The sequence below is a fragment of the Microcoleus sp. S13_C5 genome, assembly GCF_036700845.1.
Classification (GTDB): Bacteria; Cyanobacteriota; Cyanobacteriia; order Cyanobacteriales; family Microcoleaceae; genus Microcoleus.
The window spans coordinates 1-5,198 of sequence record NZ_JAUBPR010000212.1 but is presented as its reverse complement, the minus strand read 5'-3'; the positions used below and the strand labels follow the sequence as shown (position 1 = coordinate 5,198).

General features: G+C 49.1%; 7 protein-coding genes and 1 pseudogene. 3 read left to right on the top strand and 5 right to left on the bottom strand.

Going from position 1 to position 5,198, the window contains the following annotated elements; translation table 11 throughout:
• Positions 1–121: 121 nt before the first annotated feature.
• From QUA04_RS28570 to QUA04_RS28560, 3 genes are all read left to right on the top strand, one after another.
• A complete protein-coding gene (locus QUA04_RS28570; RefSeq protein WP_333263842.1) occupies positions 122–829 on the top strand; it encodes a TIGR02587 family membrane protein in 708 nt (235 codons plus the stop codon).
• Positions 826–1,230 carry a TIGR02588 family protein gene (locus tag QUA04_RS28565; RefSeq protein WP_333263840.1) on the top strand — a complete coding sequence of 135 codons (405 nt, stop codon included), beginning with the start codon at positions 826–828 and terminating at the stop codon, positions 1,228–1,230. The genes QUA04_RS28570 and QUA04_RS28565 overlap by 4 nt, the downstream gene beginning before the upstream one ends.
• Positions 1,231–1,538: 308 nt before the next feature.
• The gene (locus tag QUA04_RS28560) at positions 1,539–2,006 is read left to right on the top strand and encodes a GNAT family N-acetyltransferase (protein ID WP_333263837.1); all 468 of its coding nucleotides are present in this window, start codon (positions 1,539–1,541) and stop codon (positions 2,004–2,006) included.
• A gap of 235 nt (positions 2,007–2,241) precedes the next feature.
• Here QUA04_RS28560 and QUA04_RS28555 read toward each other — a convergent pair whose 3' ends face one another.
• The 5 genes and pseudogenes from QUA04_RS28555 to QUA04_RS28535 all read right to left on the bottom strand — a co-directional run.
• Positions 2,242–2,835: a CPBP family intramembrane glutamic endopeptidase gene (locus QUA04_RS28555; protein ID WP_333263835.1), complete on the bottom strand. Its 594-nt coding sequence runs from the start codon at positions 2,833–2,835 to the stop codon at positions 2,242–2,244.
• Positions 2,836–2,872: 37 nt separating this feature from the next.
• On the bottom strand, positions 2,873–3,949 hold the full coding sequence (locus QUA04_RS28550) for a DUF3326 domain-containing protein (RefSeq protein ID WP_333263832.1): 1,077 nt from the start codon (positions 3,947–3,949) through the stop codon (positions 2,873–2,875).
• Positions 3,946–4,137, bottom strand: coding sequence for a hypothetical protein (locus QUA04_RS28545; protein ID WP_333145037.1), 192 nt, complete (start codon positions 4,135–4,137; stop codon positions 3,946–3,948). Before QUA04_RS28545 ends, QUA04_RS28550 begins: the two co-directional genes overlap by 4 nt.
• Before the next feature lie 57 nt (positions 4,138–4,194).
• The gene (locus QUA04_RS28540) at positions 4,195–4,512 is read right to left on the bottom strand and encodes a 2Fe-2S iron-sulfur cluster-binding protein (protein WP_333102813.1); all 318 of its coding nucleotides are present in this window, start codon (positions 4,510–4,512) and stop codon (positions 4,195–4,197) included.
• A 243-nt stretch (positions 4,513–4,755) separates the two neighbouring features.
• Positions 4,756–5,127 (bottom strand): annotated as a pseudogene (locus QUA04_RS28535) (Uma2 family endonuclease); the annotation flags it as partial.
• Positions 5,128–5,198: the final 71 nt, after the last annotated feature.

Here is a 5,198-nt window from a genome sequence, read left to right as displayed (position 1 = left end):
TTTTGGCTGGCATACATTCTAACTAATGATCGCTTATCTTATATTTCTATTATACAATCTAGCTGCGTATCAGCTTACGATGGAGGTTTGGTGGATCGGTTCGTATACTAAACCAGCGGAAATGTCGATTGCCATCGCAACTACTTTTGTCGTCGTTTTCTTGTTGACTCGCACGGAAGGTTTTCGCAAAACTCAAGACATCCGCTGGCTAGATGCTGCAATCGATACCGTAGAAGCGATCGCCATCGGCATTGTCTGCGCGGCTTTTGTCCTATTTTTGCTCAGGGAAATTACCCCGGAGACTCCGCTGCAAGAAACTTTGGGGAAAATCATCTTTGAAGGTCTGCCGTTTGCGTTGGGAGTAGCCCTGGCCAACGGTTTCTTGAGCGGCGAGCGCTATCAAAGTTCCGACAGCGAACAGCAACCTACCATTAATCCAACTGTAGCAGATATCGGCGCTACTTTAATCGGCGCGATGATCATTGCTTTCAATATCGCCCCAACTGACGAAATTCCCATGCTAGCGGCAGGTATTTCGCCACCTAGGCAATTAGCAATTATCGCCGCCTCGCTGCTAATTTCCTACGGTATTGTATTTGTAGCAGGCTTTACTTATCAAGCAAAACGGCAGCAGCAGCAAGGGCTTTTTCAGCGTCCCCTCAGCGAAACTGTCATGGCCTATTTAGTGTCGCTGGTGGCTTCTGCATTTATGATGTTTTTCTTCCACAAACTCAGTTTTGACGACCCGTGGTCAATTTGGTTGAACTATACGTTAGTATTGGGATTGCCCGCGACTATTGGCGGCGCCGCAGGGAGGTTGGCGGTATGAGTGAAAGTAATAACGAACAGCAACCAAAAAGAAATCCTGCTGAATGGGTGACATTTGCGATCGCCTGCTCGATCCTTTCTATCCTCATCGGACTCGTACTCTACAACTGGCTGACTAAAAAACAGGAACCTCCGATTATTTCTGTCACTCGCAACACGCCTATTCGCGAAACTCAAGGGCAATTTTACGTGCCGTTTACAGTAACTAACACGGGTGGCGAAACGGCCGAATCAGTGCAAATTATTGTCGAACTGCGCGTCAACGGCGAAGTCTTGGAATCCGGCGATCAGCAAATTGATTTTTTGTCAAGCGGCGAAACTCAAGAAGGAGCTTTTATCTTCAGCCGTAACCCCAGTCAAGGTGAGTTGATTGTGCGATCTAGCAGTTATAAACTACCTTAACTAGGTTTTTTCACATGGAATCCCACATTCAGTCATATCTGCGGTTTGCCGCCAGCAGCCGCCAGCGCGATACCGAACAAATCGGCCCGTTCCTCGCCACCTTCAGCCGCAGCAGCGATAACCCATTTCTCAACTACGCCATTCCCGACAACAGCGCCGCACCTTCTCGCGCCGATGTCACCGCCCTAATTTCGGCCTACGAAGGGCGCGGGCTGCAGCCTAGGCTGGAGTACATTGCGCGGCTGGCACCGCTGGTAGAGGCGGCATTAACCGCTGCTGGATTCGCCGTTGAAGGCCGCCTCCCGCTGATGGTATGCAATCCGGGTACAGAAAAAGCCCTTCCCCTCCCGGAGAATATCGAGCTCGTTGTGCCAACTTCTGACAGCGAGATCCGGGATACCGTCACCGTCCAACACGAGGCTTACGGGGCTTTTCCCCCAAGCTTCGAGGACGTTGAACGCCTGCGCGAAAGCATGGCAATGGGCGGGATTGCAGTTTTGGCGCGCGACGCCACAACGGGGGAACCTGCAGGGGCGGGACAGTTGACGGTGCCGGGGGAGATGACAACCGAGATTGCGGGGATTGGCGTGCGCGCGCCTTTCCGCCGCCGCGGCATTGCCGGGGCCCTCACCGCGCGGTTGCTGCAGGAGGCTTTCGCGGCGGGCGTCTCTGTGGCTTTTATCACGCCCGGACATGATGAGGAAGCGCGCATATACAGCCGTGCAGGTTTCGTCCCCGTTGGTGAAATTCTCCACATTTCGCGATCGCCCGTTTAAGTAGGTTTATAGTGAGGACTTTAGTCCTCCACTTAATTTAATTAAGAACTAAAGTCTTTAGTACAAACAATTTTTTGAATGTCGCTCGGATTTCATGCAATAAATTGTTTGAGATTGCTAGATTAGGACTCAGACAAAAAAAAAACCGGTTTCTGATAAAAATCGCGGCTTCTCCGTTGAGATATTAAAGCAGAAACCGGGTTAAATGCCCCTCGTGCGTCCAGGACTTTATATCCTATCGCTTCACGGCATTGTTTTCCCACTTCCAAACACAGCTAGAAATCAAATTCGTGCAGATATGAGCCGTAATTGGGACTAACAAATTCCCAGTAGCTAAAACACTGTAACCCAACAGCAATCCGACAGCCGTTGCCCAAACAGCATAAGGCCACTGATCCATGCCTCCCAAGTGCAAAATGCCGAAACAAAAACTCGATAAAACTAAACTGGTAACATTCAATCCCAAAGCAGACAGCATCACGCCTCGAAATAGCAATTCTTCGCTAAGTCCCGGCAGCAGTCCCAGCCAAATCAAATCCGGCCAAAACAAAGGTTTGAGAACTACTTCCAAGTAAACATCCGCACTCCGGCGATAACCTGGCCAGAGGTGATAAACGATCGCACTGCCACCTGTAATTGCCAGTCCGATCGCACATCCTTTGAGCAAGTCGATTCCTATCAATTTGACTGGCAAAAGCGATACCGATCCAAATAGCAACCACAATTTAGCTACCGCCAGCAACATAATTGCTGTCACGCCCATTGCTACTAAAACTTGGGTGCGCGTCAAGGGTTCAATTTCAGGATTTTCGGGAATTTTTTCTGCCACTTAATCACTTTTAGATTTGAGGTTTGAGATTTTAGAGTTATTTAGTTGAGTCAGACAAACAACGCAGGGAGGAGATGTCTGCACCCAAGGAAGCTGGACTGATGCCGGATCGCAAAGCGACCAAAACTCCGATCGCCTCTAAATATGAGTTTACCTGCAAAGCTTTGATTCCGACTTTTTCTGGAGTCGCCTGCATCTGGGTTTTGTTGTCGCCGACAGCGATGATTTGTACGGACGATCGCCCACTCAAACTCAGAATAGCACTGCCGCCGCAGGCTGTGGCGGGTATTACCACCGCATCGACTCGATCGGCGGTAATTGATAATTGATTCTGCTGCTGGCTTTCTGGCGCTACGAATTGGGGAGCTTTGCTGAGGCCGACCAGCACGCAAGGTAGGAAAGTATAGCCGATTTCCTCAGCAGCAGATCGCGGGGACAGGTGCGGATCGAGGGGAAGCGCTGACAACGCGGGGGCGTGGGCGCAGGGGATTTTAAACGTCCTGACGACGAGGTGGCTGATTACAGCTTCCGCGCCGGCGAGGGGGTCAACTCCTTTGCCGCGGCGGTAGTTTTCGAGGGCGAGGCTGCCTTCATCGTCTGGAAATCTGGCCACAACTGCGATCGCCTCTACTTTTGCTTGTTCGATCAATTTTTCCGCAGCGCGCAATAAACTGTCTGGATTGCCGATCGTCCCCCAGGATGCCCCAGATTCGGAAATACGCAATTCTACTTGCAGAGGGCGATCGGTTAAAACACAATCGGTTATATTCAAACCCAATGTAGCTCTAGCAGCATCAACGGCTTGCAAGTGCCGCAACTGCAAGTCTGGTTCAATGCCGGCATCGAGGATTAAGCCGATGCGATTTTGATGTACCGGTTGCAGGCCCCAGCATCCGGCAGCAAATTTGTCAAGGGCGTAACCTTCAACGTAGAGAGCGTTAGGTATCGGCCAATAAAGTTGAGCGCCGTTGAGGACGTTGGGGTGAGTGATCAGGGTGTCTGAAATTTGGGCGATCGCCCTAGCCACCGGCAGCGCATCTCCTGCAAACCCACCAATCGAGGCTCCAACGCCTGTGGGGACTATCAAAACCACTGTCAAAGGGCGGGGGTTCACGGTGTTGCGGGGGATGCTTCCACGAGCACGTAGCCTTCTACCACAGCCTTTTGCCGATCGACATCCACGTCTGTGACTGCCCACCGCAGGGGTTCGCCGTACTTTTGCAGCTCAATTTCAATAGCCGAGTGCAGTTGCTCGGCGGTATCGTGGAGGTCAACTTCTGCGGAAATGAAATGGGTGGTCATAGGGCGATCCATAGTGGTTTTACCGCTAACGGTACTTAGCTCAATTTTAGCTTAGTCCTAGGATTTACCGAATTGGCGATCGTACACAATGTCTTCTTTTTCTGTTTCTATCTTCAAGTTCGATCGGGGATAAGCAACACACAGCAACACATAACCTTCTGCCTGAAGTTCGGGACTAACGCCCATGCCATCAACTTGATCGACTTGACCCTCAATAATTTTAGCAGCGCAAGTAGTACAAACCCCCGCATTGCAAGAACTCGGCAACTCAATGCCGGCGGCGTTGGCGGCGCGGAGAATTTGTTTATCTTCGGGTACTTCTACGGTATAGGTAGTGCCTTGGTGGATCAATTCAACAGTGTAAGTCTTAGACATATTTCAATTATTGGTTTTAATTCCCCAATTGGAATTTACGCTAGATTTGGAAACAAAGCAATCAGTATTTTACCGCTGTTTGTGCTTTTGTGCAATTTTACAACTGCATTTTTTATTGATAATTTTTTTTATTAAATGGCTGGGCGAGCGAGTGGCATTTTGTCAATGACTTTTTCACAATTTATTACAAGCCTCACGGCGGAACTGTGCCACAAAGCACTTATACCTAACTAATTTTTGGCTTCAAGCCAACAACTCATCAACCGCCACACTAAAACCAGGCAGCACTAGCTGAGTGCTGACTGTAGAACCCAAGTTAAAAGTTAACTTTTGAGTTTGAGTCATTATCAATATCCAGCGACTTTCTGGAAAAACCATCCAAACTTCCAGACAACCCGAATCTAAATATTCTTGTGCTTTCAGAAAAATTTCTTCCGCAATATCAGTAGGAGAAACTATTTCAGCAATTAACGGCGGACTTTGAGGCAAAGTAGGAACATCGCCATATTCAGTAACAAGTTCAGGAGTCAGATAAGCTACATCAGGGCGGCGCACTCGCCTGTCAGTACGACAAGGAACTTCTGTATACACTTCGCCGCCTTGTCCGCTAGATATAGCATTTCTTAGAAAGATGAGGTATAATATAACTAACTTAAACGGAGTGAAAAATATAGAAGTTCAAAATG